Source organism: Mesorhizobium sp. B2-6-4 (assembly GCF_006441495.1).
GTDB lineage: Bacteria > Pseudomonadota > Alphaproteobacteria > Rhizobiales > Rhizobiaceae > Mesorhizobium.
Genome location: NZ_VFUE01000006.1, coordinates 55,940 through 72,582 on the forward strand (window position 1 = coordinate 55,940; position 16,643 = coordinate 72,582).

The 16,643-nt window shown below is 62.8% G+C and carries 16 protein-coding genes and 1 pseudogene; 13 read left to right on the plus strand and 4 right to left on the minus strand.

What is annotated here, in order from left to right; translation table 11 throughout:
* Positions 1–98: 98 nt before the first annotated feature.
* A complete protein-coding gene (locus FJ426_RS09915) occupies positions 99–833 on the minus strand; it encodes a flagellar biosynthetic protein FliO (RefSeq protein ID WP_181168436.1) in 735 nt (244 codons plus the stop codon).
* A 244-nt stretch (positions 834–1,077) separates the two neighbouring features.
* On the opposite strand from FJ426_RS09915, the gene FJ426_RS09920 reads away from it, so the two are divergent.
* Positions 1,078–3,654, plus strand: coding sequence for a response regulator (locus FJ426_RS09920; protein WP_140515292.1), 2,577 nt, complete (start codon positions 1,078–1,080; stop codon positions 3,652–3,654).
* Between the two features lie 55 nt (positions 3,655–3,709).
* Here the strand turns inward: FJ426_RS09920 and FJ426_RS09925 are convergent, their stop codons facing one another.
* On the minus strand, positions 3,710–4,336 hold the full coding sequence (locus tag FJ426_RS09925; protein WP_140498884.1) for a TetR/AcrR family transcriptional regulator: 627 nt from the start codon (positions 4,334–4,336) through the stop codon (positions 3,710–3,712).
* 49 nt (positions 4,337–4,385) lie between these two features.
* On the opposite strand from FJ426_RS09925, the gene FJ426_RS09930 reads away from it, so the two are divergent.
* From FJ426_RS09930 to FJ426_RS09940, 3 genes and pseudogenes are all read left to right on the plus strand, one after another.
* Complete coding sequence (locus FJ426_RS09930) at positions 4,386–5,228, plus strand: oxidoreductase (RefSeq protein WP_140560916.1); 843 nt, start codon at positions 4,386–4,388, stop codon at positions 5,226–5,228.
* 84 nt (positions 5,229–5,312) lie between these two features.
* Positions 5,313–5,531, plus strand: a pseudogene (locus FJ426_RS09935) (transposase); the annotation flags it as partial.
* 143 nt (positions 5,532–5,674) lie between these two features.
* Positions 5,675–6,397 carry a DeoD-type purine-nucleoside phosphorylase gene (locus FJ426_RS09940; RefSeq protein ID WP_140525366.1) on the plus strand — a complete coding sequence of 241 codons (723 nt, stop codon included), beginning with the start codon at positions 5,675–5,677 and terminating at the stop codon, positions 6,395–6,397.
* Between the two features lie 70 nt (positions 6,398–6,467).
* On the opposite strand, the gene FJ426_RS09945 is transcribed toward FJ426_RS09940, so the two are convergent.
* Complete coding sequence (locus FJ426_RS09945) at positions 6,468–6,773, minus strand: ribbon-helix-helix domain-containing protein (protein ID WP_140498878.1); 306 nt, start codon at positions 6,771–6,773, stop codon at positions 6,468–6,470.
* Positions 6,774–7,019: 246 nt separating this feature from the next.
* Between FJ426_RS09945 and FJ426_RS09950 the strand changes: the two genes are divergently transcribed.
* From FJ426_RS09950 to FJ426_RS09960, 3 genes are all read left to right on the plus strand, one after another.
* A complete protein-coding gene (locus tag FJ426_RS09950) occupies positions 7,020–7,415 on the plus strand; it encodes a VOC family protein (protein ID WP_140525365.1) in 396 nt (131 codons plus the stop codon).
* Positions 7,416–7,487: 72 nt separating this feature from the next.
* Positions 7,488–8,018, plus strand: a complete 531-nt coding sequence (locus FJ426_RS09955; protein ID WP_140525364.1) for a gluconate 2-dehydrogenase subunit 3 family protein — start codon at positions 7,488–7,490, stop codon at positions 8,016–8,018.
* A gap of 48 nt (positions 8,019–8,066) precedes the next feature.
* A complete protein-coding gene (locus FJ426_RS09960; protein ID WP_140498874.1) occupies positions 8,067–9,638 on the plus strand; it encodes a GMC family oxidoreductase in 1,572 nt (523 codons plus the stop codon).
* 66 nt (positions 9,639–9,704) lie between these two features.
* Here FJ426_RS09960 and FJ426_RS09965 read toward each other — a convergent pair whose 3' ends face one another.
* Positions 9,705–10,103, minus strand: a complete 399-nt coding sequence (locus FJ426_RS09965; RefSeq protein ID WP_140498872.1) for a hypothetical protein — start codon at positions 10,101–10,103, stop codon at positions 9,705–9,707.
* Between the two features lie 314 nt (positions 10,104–10,417).
* Here FJ426_RS09965 and urtA point away from each other — a divergent pair, with 314 nt between their 5' ends.
* The 6 genes from urtA (at position 10,418) to FJ426_RS09995 (ending at position 16,602) form a co-directional block, all read left to right on the plus strand.
* On the plus strand, positions 10,418–11,728 hold the full coding sequence (urtA, locus tag FJ426_RS09970) for an urea ABC transporter substrate-binding protein (RefSeq protein WP_140498870.1): 1,311 nt from the start codon (positions 10,418–10,420) through the stop codon (positions 11,726–11,728).
* A gap of 106 nt (positions 11,729–11,834) precedes the next feature.
* The gene (gene urtB, locus FJ426_RS09975; protein ID WP_140560917.1) at positions 11,835–13,451 is read left to right on the plus strand and encodes an urea ABC transporter permease subunit UrtB; all 1,617 of its coding nucleotides are present in this window, start codon (positions 11,835–11,837) and stop codon (positions 13,449–13,451) included.
* Positions 13,448–14,677, plus strand: a complete 1,230-nt coding sequence (gene urtC / locus FJ426_RS09980) for an urea ABC transporter permease subunit UrtC (RefSeq protein ID WP_140525362.1) — start codon at positions 13,448–13,450, stop codon at positions 14,675–14,677. Before urtB ends, urtC begins: the two co-directional genes overlap by 4 nt.
* Positions 14,678–14,683: 6 nt before the next feature.
* Positions 14,684–15,430 carry an urea ABC transporter ATP-binding protein UrtD gene (urtD, locus tag FJ426_RS09985; RefSeq protein ID WP_140525361.1) on the plus strand — a complete coding sequence of 249 codons (747 nt, stop codon included), beginning with the start codon at positions 14,684–14,686 and terminating at the stop codon, positions 15,428–15,430.
* Positions 15,431–15,499: 69 nt separating this feature from the next.
* Entirely contained in the window at positions 15,500–16,195 is a 696-nt protein-coding gene (gene urtE / locus FJ426_RS09990; RefSeq protein ID WP_140525360.1) for an urea ABC transporter ATP-binding subunit UrtE, read from the plus strand.
* Positions 16,196–16,425: 230 nt separating this feature from the next.
* Positions 16,426–16,602: a hypothetical protein gene (locus FJ426_RS09995; protein ID WP_140498860.1), complete on the plus strand. Its 177-nt coding sequence runs from the start codon at positions 16,426–16,428 to the stop codon at positions 16,600–16,602.
* The last annotated feature ends 41 nt before the right edge of the window (positions 16,603–16,643 follow it).

Genomic DNA, 16,643 nt, shown 5'->3' on the forward strand with positions numbered 1-16,643 from the left:
CGCTCTCGAAATGGCCGGTTTTCCGGCCGTTTCTTTTTTCAGAACCCGGGCGATGCGCATAACCCCGATCGGTTTTTCGGACCGGGCGCAAGCGCTGCTCACCTTTTCTGGCTGGAGAGTTCGCCCAGAAGCCTGGTCATCTCATCGTCGAGCGACGGCGGTGTTTTTGCCACCGGCTTGGTCGCCGGACTGCTCGAGCGGGGCTGGTCGAGCGAAACCTCGAGTTCCTTCATCAGCGTTTCATCGATGCTTTCCTGCCCCGGCGGTGGTGAAGCCGGCGGCGGGGCATGCCGGACGGCATTGACGTTTGCGGAGCCGTAGGAAGGCAGCGGCGTGACATTGGTCGGCTGATAACCCTGCGCCGCCGGCTTCGGCACCGGCTCCGGAGCGCGCTGGCGGGCGGGCGCTGCGCTCACCGGCTGCGGAGCAGGTGCCTGTCTCGCCGGCGCCGGGGTGGGCTGAGGCGGACGCGGCTTTGCCACCGCGACAGGCTGCTGCGAACCGCCATCTCCGGTCAGCGCGGGACGGCGTGGCGCAGAAAGGCGGATGTCACGCTCGACGACGACATCGGTCGGGCCGCCGATCAAAAGCAGATGCTCGATGTCGTCGCGGCGCACCAGCACCAGGCGGCGATGGCTGTCGACGGCGGTGGCGTCCATGACCGCAAGCCGCGTCTTGCGGTTCCGGCCGCCCGCGACAAAGGTGCCGAAGGTCAGGTTGCGAACGAGTTTGACGATGATGAGGACGATAACCAGCAGGACCAGCGCCGCGAAGGTCCACAGCAGTGCCGCTACATAGCCGGGGCCCGCTACGCTATCCAGCCATTGCAGCATTGGTTCCCCCTGATCGGTTTGGAAGTGACGCGACACTAGACCGTTGCGGCGGGCTACCGCAAGTTGCCTTTCACGCTTCATGAACAGCTTGAAACACTGGAGGGCCGGCCGACATCATTTTTATCTGACATTTGCCGCCCGGGCCTTTTCGGGACCAGGAGAATATGATTCAACCCGACAGGGGCGGGCGTCGGCACACATTGCGGCGAGTATCGGAACACCGGACTTCAAGAGCAGGGGGCACATGGCCAAGGAAACGCGCGGCGATTTCTATCCGGTACCGATCGTCGATCAGAACACGCGGCCGGGCGCCGTTACCCGGCTCGTCATCTTCATTGCCGTCCTGACGGGGGCCGCGATCGTTTTCGGCCTGTTTCGCGAGCGGCTCGGCGACCCTTTCCTGCTGGGCATGCTCGGCGTGCTGGCGATGATCGGCGTCGGCTTCCTGTTCGCCACGGCGATCGGCTTCGTGCAGATCACTCCACGCTCGACGGGCGACGAACTGTCGAAGGCATTCGTCGATTCGATGTCGCAGGGTCTTCTGGTCACGGACACCAAGGGCCGCGTGGTCTATGCCAACCGCGCCTATGCCGACATGACCGGAGCCTCTTCCGCGGCCGACCTGAAGACGGTCGAAGGGCTGCTTTCGGATGTTCCGGAAGCTTCGGTCACCATCTACCGACTGGCCTCCGGCCTGCGTGACGGCCAGCCGGGCGACGGCGAGTTCCGGCTCGCGCAGTCGATCAAGCCTGGCGCTGAGCCAGGCGCGCGCTGGTATCGCGCCCGCGCCCGCGCTTTCAGCGTGCCGGGCCAGCGGCCGCCGATGCTCGCCTGGCAACTTGCCGACATTTCGCAGGAACGCGCCGAGCAGGAGCGTTTCTTCCTGGACCTGCAGAAGGCGATCGATCATCTCGACCACGCGCCCGCCGGCTTCTTTTCCGCCGACCAGGAAGGCCGCGTCACCTATATCAACGCCACGCTCGCCGAATGGCTGGGCATCGACCTTGCCAGCTTCACGCCCGGCGCCGTCTCCCTGCCGGAGATCGTCGCCGGCGACGGCATGGCGCTGGTGCGCTCGGTCAAGGCCGACCCCGGTACGACGCGCAACGCGGTCATCGATCTCGACCTCACGACAATGACGGGCGAGGCGCTGCCGGTGCGCTTCATGCATCGCGTTTCAGCCAGCCGCGAAGGCCTCAACGGTCCGACGCGCACGATCGTGCTCAACCGCACGCAAGGCGAGGACGCCTCGGCGGACCTGCGCGCTTCGGAAGTGCGGTTCACCCGCTTCTTCAACTCGACGCCGATGGCGATCGCCGGCGTCGACGCCAGCGGGCGCATACTGCGCACCAATGCGCCATTCCTTTCGCTGTTTTCATCGGTCGTCGACCGAGACGCCGTCGACCGCCGCATGCGGCTCGACACGGTCATCCACGAACGTGACCGCCCGGCCTTTGCCGCGGCCTTCGAAAAGGCACGGCAGCGGCAGGCCGATATCGAGCCGATCGACACGCTCCTGCCCGGCAATGAGGAGCGCCACATCCGTTTTTACGTCAATGCGGTCGCCGACGGCACAGGCGGCGAGGGGGCCGAGGAGTCGGCCATCGTCTACGCCGTCGAGACGACGGAGCAGAAGGCGCTCGAAGGGCAGATGGCGCAAAGCCAGAAGATGCAGGCCGTCGGCCAGCTTGCCGGCGGCATCGCACACGACTTCAACAATGTGCTGACCGCCATCATCATGGCGTCGGACCTGCTTCTGACCAATCATCGGCCGTCGGACCCATCCTTCCCCGACATCATGAACATCAAGCAGAATGCCAACCGGGCAGCCTCGCTGGTGCGGCAGTTGCTGGCCTTTTCGCGCAAGCAGACGCTGCGGCCGGAAGTGCTGAACCTTACCGACGTGCTCGCCGATCTCAGGATGTTGCTCGCCCGTCTGGTCGGCAACGACATCAAGCTGAAGATCGACCACGGTCGCGATCTCTGGCCGGTCAAGGTCGATATCGGCCAGTTCGAGCAGGTGGTGGTCAACCTGGCGGTCAACGCGCGCGATGCAATGCCGGCGGGCGGCGACCTCACGGTGCGCACCCGCAATGTGACCGCCGAGGAGTGCAAGACCTTCCCCTACCGCGAACTCACCCCGGCGGACTATGTGGTGGCCGAGGTCGAGGACACCGGCAGCGGCATCGCGCCCGACGTGCTCAAGAAGATATTCGAACCGTTCTTCACCACCAAGGAGGTCGGCAAGGGCACCGGCCTTGGCCTGTCCATGGTCTACGGCATCATCAAGCAGACCGGCGGCTTTATCTTCTGCGATTCCGAGGTCGGCAAGGGTTCGGTCTTCCGCATCTTCCTGCCGCGCCACATTGCCGAGGCAAAGAAGGCAGGCGAACCTGGGGAAGCACCGGCAGCGGTGCCTGCCAAGTCGGCCGAGACAGGCAAGGATTTGTCCGGGTCGGCCACGGTGCTGCTGGTCGAGGACGAGGATGCGGTGCGCATGGGCGGCATGCGGGCTCTGACCTCGCGCGGCTATACCGTGCACGAGGCGTCCTCCGGGGTCGAGGCGCTGGAAGTGTTCGAAGCGCTCGGCGGCAAGGTCGACATTGTGGTTTCGGATGTGGTGATGCCGGAGATGGACGGGCCGACGCTGCTCGGCGAGTTGCGCAAGCGCCAGCCGGACATCAAGTTCGTCTTCGTGTCCGGCTATGCCGAGGATGCATTCGCCAGGAACCTGCCGGCGGACGCGCATTTCGGATTCCTGCCGAAACCGTTTTCGCTCAAGCAGTTGGCAACGATCGTCAAGGACATGCTGGAGTCTTAGGCCGTGAACCCATAGATCGGGAAATGGCCGAGATTGGTGGTTCCCGGAGGGCAGCTTAGGAGGCGGAATCGCCGAATAGCGGCCGTTCAGCAAATCCGAGCAGCAAGGTTTTTGCGATCTCTCGCGCCTTCGAGGCAAGCGCCTCATCCGGCAGTTCGCCGGCGGTCCAGAATGACAGGACCCCACGAAAGGCAAATGCGAGCTGTTCCGGCAGACTGCGCAGCGCCTCCTGCCTGCCGGCCGCGATCAAGCCTTCGCCCGCTCCAAGGGCCAGCGACCACAAGGTTGTGGAGTGCGCTAGGACCTTTCCGGGGGACGGGCCGGCCGTGCCGATCCATCCCATCACGGCCCGGTTTATCTCCGGCTCCTCCAGCATCACCTCGACCGCGGTATCGATGGCCAACAGCACGCGGCCGGCGGCATCGGCAGGCGGTGACATCCCGGCAAAGCGCTGGGCCATCGTATCGATCCGCCGCCGCGAAAGGGCATGCATGATCGCGGCCTTGCTCCCGAACTGATTGAACGGCGTCGCGAAACTGACTCCGGCTTCGGTGGCGAGGTCGCGCATCGAGAAATCGGCCTTACCCTGTCGGAGCAGTCGCTCCGCCGCATCGATCACACGCCGGCGAAGCGGCTCACCCCGCGTGGCGGTCGGAGCAACCTTGGTCTTGTTTGGTGTCATGCTGTGATCTATATCATGATATAGTTTCAATCATAGCCCGGAGTGAACCATGACTTCCACCCCTAAGACATTCCTCATCACCGGTGTCAGCTCCGGGCTGGGGCGAGCATTTGCAAGAGGCGCGCTTGAAGCGGGCCATCGGGTGATCGGCACCGTGCGGCGGGAAGCCGACGCCGAGATCTTCGCCGCGCTCGCGCCCGATCGCGCCCACCCGCTCTTGCTGGACGTGACCGATTTCGAGACGGTCCCGGCGGCTGTCACCGCGGCGGAACGGCAGGCGGGTCCAATCGACGTGCTGGTGAACAACGCCGGTTACGGCCATGAGGGCGTGCTGGAGGAGTCCTCCATGGACGATCTCCAGCGCCAGTTCGCCGCCAACGTCTTCGGGCCCGTCGCGATGATCAAGGCGGTGCTGCCGGGCATGCGCGAGCGGCGTCGCGGCCATATCATCAACGTCACGTCCATGGGCGGCTTCATCACCATGCCCGGGATCACCTTCTATTGCGGAAGCAAATTCGCGCTCGAAGGCATTTCCGAAGCGCTCGGCAAGGAAGTAGCAGGCTTTGGAATTCGGGTGACGGCGCTCGCTCCCGGCCAATTCCGCACGGATTGGGCCGGACGCTCGATGGATCGCACGCCGCGCAGCATTGCCGACTATGACGCGGTCATGGACCCGATCCGCGCCGCGCGACAGGCCAAGAGCGGCAACCAACCGGGCGATCCGGCCAAGGCCGCGCAGGCGTTGCTCGTGCTGGTCGATGCCGCGAACCCGCCGGTACGGCTGTTCCTGGGCGACGACGCGCTGGGGCTGGTCGACCAGAAGCTCGACGCGATGCGGGGCGAAATCAGCGCGTGGGAGGAACTTTCGCGCTCAACCAGCTTCGCATCATGAGCGCTTCGAGCGCGTCGGCTGATGAAGACGCGCCGCGCGTCTTCATCAGCCTGCAATTGGGGCGGCTCGGCCTGTGACCGCCGGCCGAACATCCCGCCGAAGAGCAACCAAGTGAAGCCTTGCTTCAGCGAGCGGCTCTATCGCGAGCGCAACCTGATCGAGCGGTTCTTCTCTGAGCTGAAGCACTTCCGGCCTGTCGCCACCCGCTACGACAAGCTCGCCACCAACTTCCTCGCCATGGTCCAGCTCGCCTCGATGCGGCTGTGGCTCCGCGCTTACGAGTCTAGAACAGTTCAGCTTTGATAGAGTCGCCGACCGGTTTAACTCTTTGTTTTCGTGATATTGTCGTCCTGAAACGAAGTTTCCGTGTATTAGCGTTCCCGAATGCCTCTTGCGCAATACCGCGACAAGGCCATGATTGTGGATGAAACGGCAGGGACGAGCTGTTGACGCCACACATCGAAGCCAGCGAGGGTGACTACGCCGACATTGTGCTGTTGCCGGGCGACCCCCAGCGCGCCGAATGGATGGCCATGACATTCCTGGAGGCCCCACGCTGCATCAACCGCCGGCGCGGCGCCCTTGGCTTCACTGGCCTGTTTCGTGGTCAGCCGGTCAGCATCCAGGCGACCGGCATCGGCGTATCCTCCTTTCTGATCTATGCGCATGAGCTGCTGGACGGCTACGGTGTGCGGACTTTGATCCGTACCGGCACCTGCGGCGGGCTGACCGCTGAGGTAAAACTACGCAGCCTCGTCATCTCGCAATCGGTGCGGCCCGAAAGCGCCCGAAGCGGTCAGGTTTTCGGCCTCTATGACGCTGCAGCCGGGCCGGACCCGGCGCTGTTTGCTCGCGCATTGGCGAAGGCGGCCGAACTCGGCATCGACCATCGTGCCGGGCTGACGGCATGCAGCGACGTCTTCCACCATCCGCAGGGACGCGCCCGTTTTGCCGATGCGCAGGCAGCCGGCGCGCTGGCCGTGGACATGGAGACCAGTGCGCTCTATCGCATTTCCAGGCATTTCGGGGCCCGTGCGCTATCGATCTGCACGGTGGTCGACGATATCGACAGCGGCGAACAGACCCAATATGCGGAACGCCAGGATCTTTTTACCGACATGACGCGGCTGGCGCTGGAAATCGCCGCCGCCGATCGGCCCGGTGCGTGATAGGCCCGCCGAGCCGCCCCAGTTCCTGATGCATTCCGAACACAAAGCCGGGGGGCACTTTTCTGGATCTTCAGGCGGCTTCCCATTTCGGCGGCATCTGGTCTTCCATGCCCGGCCGGTGGCTGCGCAGATAGAGCGCGCAGGTGGTGCGCAGCATGGAGGCGAAGTTGGGAATCTCGCCATTGATCTCGATGGCCTCGTCATAGAGTTTCGAGATGAATTTCGGCGTCGTCAGGTCCTGGCTTTCGGCGATTTCGTCGAGCAGTGCCCAAAACGTCGCCTCAAGCTGGATGCTGGTCGAATATCCGTCGATGCGGATCGACCGGTTGATCTGACGATAACCTTCGGGGTCCTGGGCCGCAAATACCCTGCACATCCGACAACCTCCCACGTTCGTTGATTTTTGGCGTTGATTTTGGGTGGACAGATGCTTTTGCCGCCAGAGGCGACGCGGCCTTTGTCCCCGACAGCATTCTCCGGCAAAATCGGCTGAACAGCAATCGGACTTTCGTCCTTGCGATTGTCAGGCGAGTCGATCTTCGGAGCGTGGTAACCGGCTGCCACCATCTTTTGCCGTCGCCGCGCATAATCATCTTCGAAGCATCGAGTGGCGAGGACTGATTTGGCGAAGGCAATCCACACCATGATCCGGGTTCTCGACGAGACCCGCTCCGTCGATTTCTACAGAAATGCCTTCGGCCTCGATGTCGCCGAAAGGCTGGATTTCGACACGTTCACGCTCATCTACCTCAGCAATGCCGAGACGCAATTCGAAGTCGAACTGACCGTGAACAAGGCTCGGCAGGAGCCTTATGCGCTTGGCGATGGCTACGGCCATCTCGCGGTTTCGGTCGTCGATCTCGACGGCGAGCACGACCGGCTCGGCGCGCTCGGCCTCAACCCGAAGAAGATCGTCGAATTCAACCGTGACGGTTCGCTGATCGCACGCTTCTTCTTCATCGAGGATCCGGACGGCTACAGGATCGAGGTTCTGCAACGAGGAGGCAGGTTCCAGTAGAGATCGCGGCCGCGTGTGCGCGGCGCCAGCCAAGGCATCCCATGGATGCAACCAGCAAGCAGGGAGGAAAATATGGTCACGATCTATGAAAGCAGGCCCGGGCTTTCGCGGCGCGAGCTTCTGAAGCGCGGCGGCGTCGGAGCCTTGCTCGTCATTTCCGGCAGCGCGGTCATCAGCCCGGAACATGCCTGGGGCCTCGAAACGTTGGCGCTGAAGCCGGAGACGATGGCGACGCTGATCCAAATGGGGCGGGACGTCTACCCGCACGATCAGCTTCCCGACAAATATTACGCCATCGCGGTCAAGAGCCATGACGAAGAGGCCCGCAAGGATGCCGCACATAGGGATCTCATCGAGAACGGCATCGCCGATCTCGACAAGAGGTCCGGCAAGGGCGGCTACCGGAACCTTGGTTGGGAGGATCAGCGTGTCGCAGTGCTGAAGCAGGTCGAAGCCACGCCTTTCTTCCAGGCGGTGCGCGGCGGCCTCGTCGTCAGCCTCTACAACCAGAAGGAGGTCTGGCCGGTCTTTGGCTATGAGGGCGAATCCTATTCCAAGGGCGGCTATATCGCGCGCGGCTTCGACGACATCGAGTGGCTCTGAGCCGGCTCCTCTCGTCACCCAGCAAAATCGAAATCATGGGAGGAAACCATGGCAGCAGCATTTGATCTGAAGAACGACAATTTGGTCGTCATCATCGGCTCGGGGGCCGGCGGCGGCACGCTCGGCAATGAACTCGCCCAGAAGGGCATCGACGTCGTCATCCTGGAGGCCGGCGCACGCCACGAATTCGACGACTTCATCAATGACGAGTGGGACTCCTTTGCCCAACTCGCCTGGAAAGACAAGCGCACGACTTCGGGCGACTGGCGCGTAGCCAGGGATTTTCCGAACCTGCCGGCCTGGATCGTGAAATCGGTCGGCGGCTCGACCACGCACTGGGCCGGCGCTTCGCTGCGCTTCCAGGAGCATGAGTTCAAGACCGCCTCGACCTACGGCAAGGTGGAGGGCGCGAACCTGCTCGATTGGCCGGTGACACTGGCCGAGATGGAGCCCTACTACGCCAAGGCCGAAGCCAAGATGGGCGTCACCGGCACCAATGACTGGCCGAGGCTGCCGGGCAACAATAATTTCAAGCTGTTGAAGGCTGGCGCCGACAAGCTCGGCTACAAGGAATGTCACACCGGCAACATGGCGATCAATTCGGTCGAGCGTGACGACCGGATGTCCTGCCAGCAGACCGGCTTCTGCTTCCAGGGCTGCAAATGGGGCGCCAAATGGTCGACGCTCTACACCGAGATCCCGAAAGGCGAAGCGACAGGCCATCTCGAGGTGAGGCCGAACGCCATGGCCGTCAAGATCAACCATGACGCCTCGGGAAAGGTGACCGGCGTCGTCTATGCCGACAAGGACGGCAAGCTGCAGGAGCAGAAGGCCCGCATCGTCGCCGTCGCCGGCAATTCGATTGAAAGCCCGCGCCTGCTGCTCAATTCGGCTTCGAGCAAGTTCCCTGACGGGCTCGCCAATTCATCGGGGCAGGTGGGCAAGAACTACATGCGCCACACCACCGGCTCGGTCTATGCCATCTTCGACAAACCGGTGCACATGTATCGCGGCACCACGATGGCCGGCATCATCCGCGACGAGGCGCGGCATGATCCATCGCGCGGTTTCGTCGGCGGCTACGAATTCGAGACGCTTTCGCTCGGCCTGCCGTTTATGGCGGCCTTCCTCGATCCCGGCGCTTGGGGCCGCTCCTTCACCACCGCGCTCGACCACTACGACCACATGGCAGGGCTGTGGATCGTCGGCGAGGACATGCCGCGCGAAGAAAACCGCATCACGCTGCATGCCGACGAAAAGGACGAGCACGGCATGCCGATCGCCGATGTGCATTTCGACGATCATCCCAACGATACGGCGATGCGCGATCATGCCTACAAACAGGCCACGGCGCTCTACGATGCGGTTGGAGCGACGCGTACTTTCCCGACGCCGCCTTATCCTTCCACCCATAATCTCGGCACAAACCGGATGAGCGAGAAGGCGGCCGAAGGCGTCGTCAACAAGCACGGCCAGACGCACGACATCAATAACCTGTTCGTTTCCGACGGCAGCCAGTTCACGACAGGCGCGGCCGAGAACCCGACGCTGACGATCGTCTCGCTGGCGATCCGGCAGGCCGATTACATCGCCAGCCAAATGTCAGCGAGAAGCATCTAGTTCCACCTCCCGACTGCCTGCTGGCGCGGAGCCCCGACCGGGGTTCCGCGCCATTTTTCTCGACTTTCAGCCCTTGGTGCAGGTCGAGGCGGTGAAGGCGCCGTCGGGCTGTCTCATGATGATGTCGAACGAGGGCGGGCCCTGACCATCCAGAGTTGCCTGAGTGAGGGACAACGAGTTGCCGCCGGCGGTGTAGCCGCCGAGCGGTCCCAGCCAGGAGATCACCCCATTTGCGTCCATCTGGTAATTGTAGCCCTGCTGGGCGGTCCCGAAGGTGACTGGGCCGGTATAGACGTTTCCCTTGATGGTGATGTCGCCGAGGTTGAGGAACATGCCGAGCAGGTAGACCTCGCAATGATAAATGCCGTCGGGCATCTTGCCGTCGCTGAAGTCGGCTCGCGCCGCCCCGGTCGCCGCCGCCAGAAACAATAGGCCGGTAGAGATGCGTGAAATTCCGGATGCCATGACGTCGCTCGGTTGAGGGGCGAACTTGCCCCATTTGTGTGCCGTACCGCAATATTTGTCGCGTGCGGCCCGCGTCCGGAGATCAAAATCTAGGCATTTGGAGAAATTGGACGAAAATTAGGCAAAAACCGTGTGCGCTGCGCAAATTTCTCTCAACCAATTTTTAACCGGGCGCTCACGATTTCTCTAAGTACGATACATCAAGCCGCTGATAACATTGAGCATTAACTCCTTCCACGAAACCGCCTCGGCGATTGGCATGGGGGTTGCTTCGTAGTGTTGCGTTGCAATCAATCAGCTTGGGAGTGTCAGGCATGAGGGGTAATTTCTCGACAATAACAAAAATGTTTTCGGCGGGCGTGGTCGCTGCCGGCCTGTCGATGTCGGCGCCCGCGAAGGCGGCCGACGACACGATCAAGGTCGGCATCCTCCATTCGCTGTCCGGCACGATGGCGATTTCGGAGACGACGCTGAAGGATGCCATGCTGATGCTCATCGACGAGCAGAATGCCAAGGGCGGCCTGCTCGGCAAGAAGCTCGAAGCGGTCGTCGTCGATCCGGCGTCCAACTGGCCGCTCTTCGCCGAGAAAGCGCGCGAGCTGATCTCCAAGGACAAGGTCGCGGCGGTGTTCGGCTGCTGGACCTCGGTGTCGCGCAAATCGGTGCTGCCGGTGTTCTCGGAACTCGACAACATCCTGTTCTATCCAGTCCAGTATGAGGGCGAGGAGAGCGAGCGCAACGTGTTCTATACGGGCGCGGCGCCGAACCAGCAGGCCATTCCGGCCGTCGACTATCTGATGAGCGAGGATGGCGGCTCGGTGAAGCGATGGGTGCTGGAAGGCACCGACTATGTCTATCCCCGCACCACCAACAAGATCCTCGAGGCCTATTTGAAGGCCAAGGGCGTCGCGGCGGAAGACATCATGGTCAACTACACGCCGTTCGGTTTCTCGGACTGGCAGACCGAAGTCTCGGCAATCAAGAAGTTCGGTTCGGCCGGCAAGAAGACCGCCGTCGTCTCCACCGTCAACGGCGACGCCAACGTGCCGTTCTACAAGGAACTGGGCAACCAGGGCATCAAGGCCGAGGACATCCCGGTCATGGCCTTCTCGGTCGGCGAGGAGGAGCTTGCCGGTCTCGACACGGCGCCGCTGGTCGGCCATCTCGCCGCCTGGAACTACTTCGAGAGCGTCGACACGCCCGAGAACAAGAAGTTCATCGCCGACTGGCACAAGTTCATCAAGAACGACAAGCGCACCACCAACGACCCGATGGAGGCCCACTATATCGGCTTCAACATGTGGGTGAAGGCGGTCGAGAAGGCCGGCACCACCGATCCGGACAAGGTGATTGACGCCATGGTCGGCGTCTCGGTGCCGAACCTGACCGGCGGCTACTCGACGATGATGCCGAACCATCACATCACCAAGCCGGTGCTGATCGGTGAAATCCAGGCCGACGGCCAGTTCGAGACGGTCTCGCGCACGCCGGGGCTGGTGATGGGCGACGAGTGGTCGGATTACCTGCCCGACTCCAAGGACTTGATCTCCGATTGGCGGGCGCCTCTGTCCTGCGGCAACTTCAATGTCGCCACCGGCAAATGCGGCGGCAAGGGTACAAACTGATCCTCCCGGGCTGGACCTTCAGGTCCATGCCCATGACCGCGAGCGTCCGGACGGTTCCTTCGCCGTCCGGACGTCCAACTCAACCCTGAAGAGTCGCCTGACGCCGATGAACCTTTTCCGCGCACTTGGCCTGACACTGCTGTTCTTGCTGGCGACGCTGTCGTCATCGGGCGCCGGCGAAGCCGATCTGCGTGGCATCATCGCCAAGTTCGCCGCCGCCAAGGGTTTTTCGGAGACGGGAGCTGTCGTTCACCACCTGGCGGCGACCGGCGATCCGGCAGTGGAGCGGCCTCTTGCGGCACTCGCCGATGGCAATCTTTACATCCGCAAGATCGATTCCCTGGTCTTCGTAGGCAAGGAAGGCGGCGAACGGGTCCAGCTTTTCGACCCGCTGAGCGGTGAGCCATCCGGTGAAGCAGCCAAGGACGACATCACCAAGATCAAGGTCAACAACACGCTGCGCCGCACCATCCGCGATGCGCTGGGCACGCTGACGCTTGGCGCCAAGAATCCGGCCGTGCGGCTCGCCGCCGCCGACACCATGTTCAAGACGCCCGATTCCGCAAACATCGAGCCGCTCGACGCTGCGATCGCCAATGAGACGGTCGCCAGTGTCAAGACCTTGCTGGAACAGGCTCGTGCCGCGTCGATTCTGAGCTCGGATCTGCCTGATGCCGACAAGCTCGCGGCAATCGCCCTGATCGGCGCGCGCGGCGACCGCGATGCGGTATCGCTGCTCACCTCGGCAGAGGCCAAAGCCTCGGGCGCAGTGAAGGAAGCGGCGACCGCGGCAATCGCCAACATCAATTCGACGCTGGCCCTGTGGGACGCCGGACAGAACATCTGGTACGGCATTTCGCTGGGCTCGGTGCTGCTGCTGGCGGCGATCGGGCTTGCCATCACCTTCGGCGTCATGGGCGTCATCAACATGGCGCATGGCGAGATGGTCATGCTCGGCGCCTACACGACCTTCGTTGTCCAGCAGGTGATCCGTACATCCTTTCCCGGCCTGTTCGACTGGTCGCTGGTGATCGCGCTGCCGCTCGCCTTCCTGGTCGCGGGGCTTGTCGGCCTCGCCATCGAGCGCGGCATTATCCGCTTCCTCTACGGCCGGCCGCTGGAGACGCTGCTGGCGACATGGGGCGTTTCGCTAATCCTGCAGCAGGCAGTGCGCTCGATCTTCGGGCCGACCAACCAGGAGGTCGGCAATCCCTCCTGGATGTCGGGTTCGTTCGATGTCGGCCAGCTTGCCATCACCTGGAACCGGCTCTGGATCCTGGTCTTCGCGCTTAGCGTCTTTGCCGTGCTGCTCTATGTGATGAAGCGCACCCCCTGGGGCCTACAGATGCGCGCCGTCACTGCCAACCGCCGCATGGCCGCCTCCATGGGCATCAGGACGCCATGGGTCGACGCGCTGACCTTCGCGCTCGGCTCCGGCATTGCCGGCATTGCCGGCGTGGCGCTCAGCCAGATCGACAATGTCTCGCCCAATCTCGGCCGTGGCTACATCATCGACAGTTTCATGGTCGTCGTCTTCGGCGGCGTCGGCAATCTGTGGGGCACGCTGGTCGGCGCCTTTTCGCTGGGCATCGTCAACAAGTTCCTGGAACCCTATGCCGGCGCCGTGCTCGGCAAGATCGTCGTGCTGGTGCTGATCATCCTGTTCATCCAGAAGCGCCCGCGCGGCCTGTTCGCGCTCAAGGGCAGGGCGGTGGAAGCATGATGTCGGGACGCTTCTTCGCCGCGGGCGCGGACCGCCGCATCGCCATCACCATTTTCATCCTGCTCGCGGCCGCGATCGTCGGCCCTCTGCTCAATCTTGCTGTGTCACCGACGAGCGCCTTCTACGTCCCGCCCTATATCGTGGCGCTGACCGGCAAATATCTCTGCTACGCGCTGCTTGCCTTGGCGCTCGATCTTGTCTGGGGCTATTGCGGCATCCTTTCGCTCGGCCACGGCGCCTTCTTCGCGCTCGGCGGCTACGCGATGGGCATGTATCTGATGCGCCAGATCGGCTCGCGCGGCGTCTATGGCAACCCGATCCTGCCTGATTTCATGGTATTCCTGAACTACAAGGAGCTGCCCTGGTTCTGGACCGGCTTCGACCATTTCTGGTTCGCCGGCCTCATGGTGCTCGCGGTGCCCGGCCTGCTCGCCTTCGTCTTCGGCTGGTTCGCCTTCCGCAGCCGCGTCACAGGCGTCTATCTCTCGATCATCACACAGGCGATGACCTATGCGCTGCTGCTCGCCTTCTTCCGCAACGACATGGGCTTCGGCGGCAACAACGGCCTGACCGATTTCAAGGACATTCTGGGCTTCAACGTCCAGGCCGACGTGACCCGCTCGGCGCTGTTCGCGGCCAGCGCGGTGATGCTTGCGCTCGGCGTCTTCGTCACCTGGGCGATCGTCGGCTCCAAATACGGCAAGCTGCTGATGGCGGTGCGCGATGCCGAAAGCCGCACCCGCTTCCTCGGCTGGCGGGCTGAGAATGTGAAGTTGTTCGCCTTCACGGTTTCAGCTGTCATGGCCGGCGTCGCGGGCGCGCTTTACGTGCCGCAGGTCGGCATCATCAATCCGGGCGAATTCGAACCCTCCAATTCGATCGAGGTGGTGATCTGGGCCGCGGTCGGCGGGCGCGGCACCATCATCGGGCCGATCATCGGTGCGCTGCTGGTCAACGCCGGAAAATCCTGGTTCACCGGCGTGCTGCCTGAACTGTGGCTGTTCGCACTCGGCGGCGTGTTCGTCGCCGTGACGCTGCTCTTGCCGAAAGGCATCATCGGCATGTGGGATAGCTGGCGCGGCAACGCCAAGGCGCTGCGCGCGGCATCGTTGGCCGAGGAGGCCGGCGCCGATGGTGAAATCGCGCCGTCCAAAGTCGTGCAGGCGGCGGCCAAAACACCCGGCGAATGGTCCTCGTCCAGCCTCGAACCACAGCCGGCGGAGTAACGAGCGATGTCGAAGTCGAACACCATTCTCTATCTCGACGGCGTCTCGGTTTCCTTCGACGGCTTTCGCGCCATCAACAATCTGTCGCTGGTGCTCGACAAAGGCGAGATGCGCGCCATCATCGGCCCCAACGGCGCCGGCAAGACCACGATGATGGACATCGTCACCGGCAAGACACGGCCCGACGAGGGCGAGGTGTTCTTCGACGGCCAGGTCGATCTCACCTGCCATGACGAGGCCGAGATCGCCATGATGGGCATCGGCCGCAAATTCCAGAAGCCGACGGTTTTCGAAAGCCATACGATCGAGGAAAATTTGATGCTGGCGCTGAAGGGGCCGCGCTCGATCTTCCCGGCGCTGTTCCATCGACGCTCGCCCGCCGAGACGCGGCGGATCGATGACATCCTCGGGACCATCCGGCTCGGCGACAAACGCGACGAGTTCGCCGCCAATCTCAGCCATGGGCAGAAGCAGTGGCTGGAGATCGGCATGCTCCTGGCGCAGGACCCGAAGCTGCTGCTGGTCGACGAGCCGGTCGCCGGCATGACCGACGCCGAAACCGAGGAAACCGCGCGCCTGCTCAAGGAGATCGCCCGCGACCATTCAGTGATCGTCGTCGAGCATGACATGCATTTCGTGCGCGAGCTCGGCGTCAAGGTCACCTGCCTGCATGAGGGCTCGGTGCTTTCAGAAGGCACGCTCGATTTCGTATCTGCCGATGAACGCGTCGTCGAAGTCTATCTGGGGAGATGAGCATGGTTTGGCGGGTGCAATTCCATCGCTTCGATCTTGCCTTCCTTCGGTTCTGGAGAAGGCGCTGACATGCTCGAAGTTTCCGATGCCACGCTCCACTACGGCGCCGCCCAGGCGCTGCGCGGCGTGTCGCTGAAGGCGGGCGCCGGCAAGATCACTTGCGTGCTCGGCCGCAATGGCGTCGGCAAGACCAGTTTGATGAGATCGATCGTCGGCCACCACAGGCTGACGAGCGGAAGCGTTGCCTTCGAGGGGAAGGCGCTCGACCGGAGCGCGGCGTATGACCGCGCCCGGTCGGGCATCGCATTCGTGCCGCAGGGCAGGGAGATCTTTCCGCTGCTCAGCGTGCGGGAAAACCTTGAATCGGGATTCTCGCCCCTGAAACGGGCCGACCGCAACGTGCCGGCGCATGTCTTCGAATTGTTTCCGGTGCTCAAGCAGATGCTTGGCCGCCGCGGCGGCGATCTCTCCGGCGGCCAGCAGCAGCAGCTCGCCATCGGCAGGGCGCTGGTGATGCGGCCCAAGCTTCTGGTGCTCGATGAGCCGACGGAAGGTATCCAGCCGTCCGTTATCAAGGACATCGGCCGCGCCATCCGCTATTTGCGCGACCAGGTCGGAATTGCGGTTCTTCTCGTGGAGCAATATCTCGACTTCTGCCGCGAACTCGCCGACGAGGTCAACATCATGGACCGCGGCCAGATCGTCCATACTGGTCCTGCGGAAGATCTCGACCGGGCGGATGTCAGGAAGTTCCTGACGGTGTAAATCCATCTCCTGATGAAAGATTGCTCAACCTTTCTTCAACACCCGCTGGCACGCTCAATACTACATGCTAGTCTTCTGATGGCTTTGTGAGTCGGCCGCTTCCGTATCAGTCTGGTTTGTCGCAGATCGAGGTGGGCGACGGGCAAGTTCCGCGCAAGCATGCGTTCCTAGCATCGTCCCTGCGATCTCTGTCGTTCAACGCGTTTGGGCATACAGGCCAAGGGGCAGCCATGGAACGTTACGTCGAGGACTACCAGAAGCGGCGGCTCACAGAGCGCGTCGACATCATCACAGCCATCAACATTCTGAAGTCCCAGGGCTATGACCACGACGAGCTGATCGAGGAGATCACCAAGGTCTTCTATGTCGACCTCGATGCCTTCAATGAAATTGTCATGGCGGCGTAAAAGCCGCATTCGGCCATTCAACAATGATGGGCACGGCATTG